The sequence below is a fragment of the Pseudomonadota bacterium genome, assembly GCA_022361155.1.
Lineage (GTDB): Bacteria > Myxococcota_A > Polyangia > Polyangiales > JAKSBK01 > JAKSBK01.
Genome location: JAKSBK010000211.1, coordinates 1 through 2,098, shown reverse-complemented (window position 1 = coordinate 2,098; position 2,098 = coordinate 1). Strand labels below are relative to the sequence as shown.

Sequence of the window (2,098 nt, the reverse complement as noted above, 5' to 3'; positions counted from 1 at the left end):
GCAACACAACCGGCTCTCTGAAAGCACACTCCGCGCTCGCACGATAGGCCTCGATCCGCTCGGCGGCGGCGGGCGCGCTCACCCCGCACGAGCCCGCGGTCGGACAAGCATTTTCCGCTACTTAGCATTCAGACATAACGGCCCGCCCAGCTTCGGGCAAGTACACCTGAGCTACCTCCTACTGGCATGTAGCCGGGAAATGTATGCTTGCGAGTGAGCTGTCCTGCGGTCTATAGTTACAGATACCGTCATTGTACGCGGTCACGGATCGTGTGCGGGACAGCGTGCCGAGTGCACGATAACGCAGGTGCGGGATCAACGGGGCTATGTGGGGTAGATGAGTCGTATTGCCGGTTGTGGGTTGAGCCTAGCTGCAGCGATCGTCTCAAGCTGCGGCGGCACAAGCGTATACACTCGGCCCGTGCTGAGCTCGCGGGTGCCGGGTACCTCGCTGGCGTACGGCTACATTGACATGAAGGCGGCGCCCGCCAAATTGCGTTGGGTCGAGCTCTCAGGCGGCCCGAAGCACCGGCCACGCACACGCTACGTGGCGCACGTGCGTGAAAACACCTTTGTCGCAGAGAATCTACCCGACGGAAGCTATTCCGTGTCGGCGTTTGGCGGCTCAAGCGGAGGGGAGCCCGTGTTGCTTGGAATGCTGGGATTCAGGAGGTTCGTGGATTTCCGCTTTGACGTGCCTCCCCGGTCGCGATCGCAGAGGGTGACGATCGAGGGACCGGGCGCCTACTTCATGGGAACGTATCGGTACGTACCTCTGGAGGCGCCGCTGCCGGCCGACGCAGGCTGGGTACGCATCGTCCGTAGTTGGGGGCGCGCTCGCGCCGAGGGTGTCATACGGAGGGCAGGCGGCTTTCGGCTCCAGCGTGCTCCGGCGCCTCCGCAACACGTGATTCGCAAGGCAGCGGCTCGGCTGGCCAAAGGCACGCGCTGGCGAGGCTTCTTTGGGCAGGACGCGAAAGATTCCAGGTTGGACTGGGGATTCAAGGAGCGACCGCCCCCGACGCGGCCCCGGCCAAGCCGCGCGTTCGTGCCGCGCAGCTCAGCGTACAAGGCGAGGCGTTCGGCCGCGTCGGGGGTTTCGGCTCCAGTGGTGCCGGCTGCTCCCGGGTCAAGGCGTGAGGATGTAACGGCGCGTACGGTAAGCCCGTCGTCGCTGGCTGCATCGTCCGCTCGGCTGGCGCCATCACGCCAGCGCTCGGTCGGTTCGGCCATGGCCATACCGGCGCCGAAGCCTCAAGATGAGCAAGCGCGCGTTTCCCAGGTCGCCGCAAAGGCGGCGGCTTTCTTGTCCTGCCATGTCGAAGGCGTGTCCGTTCGGCGCCAGGGCCGAACCGACTACGTGGCTCGGGGCTGCGGGCGTTCGATCCGCTACGAGTGCGCGTCGCGCCTTAGCTGCTGTGCGTATCTGTATCCTGGCATCGAGCTCCTGAGCGCTGATCCGAGCAACGCGGTGACCTCCACGGTTAGTGTCGTTGGCAGACTGGAAGTGGCCTCGGACGCCCTCTCGAAGCCCGCGATCGAACAAGTCGTGCGTTCACACCTTGCGGAACTGCGTGTATGTCATGCAGCGCTTGCGACCAACGCCGCCCGGGGAGGCCATCTTGCCGCACGCTTCGTGATCGGTCCTTACGGGTCGACGCACAGCGTCGACTTCGGCGAGTCCAATCTTGGCAGCGTCGAAGTGCGGCGGTGTATCTCTCGGATGCTGCTTTCTTGGGTGTTTCCCCGCCCAGTCGACGGACGTTCCGTGCAAGTTACTTTGCCGTTGCTCGGAACACGCCAGCAGGCCAACTCCATGGATTCTGCTGGGGACAGGAGCGTGGTCTCTCAGGTAGTGCACTCGCATCGGCAAGAGGTACGCGCGTGCTACGCGCAGGTTCTCGAAAAGGCGGAGCCAGCCGAGGGTCTAGTTTCCGTCCGTTTCACCATAACGCCGAGCGGCGAGGTCGAGCGCGCGAACCTCGCTGCTTCGAGCATGGGTGACCCCGATGTGGAACGCTGTATAGTCCGTGCGGTCCGTTCCTGGCGCTTCCCGGCGCTTGCGACACTCGGATCGACGACGGTCACGTACCCGTGG

1 protein-coding gene is annotated in these 2,098 nt (G+C 64.3%); it reads left to right on the top strand.

Annotated elements, in window-relative coordinates; genetic code table 11:
- Window positions 1-421: 421 nt before the first annotated feature.
- Window positions 422-2,098, top strand: a 1,677-nt coding sequence (locus MJD61_08115) for a TonB family protein (GenBank protein MCG8555240.1), incomplete at its 3' end; no start/stop codon positions are given.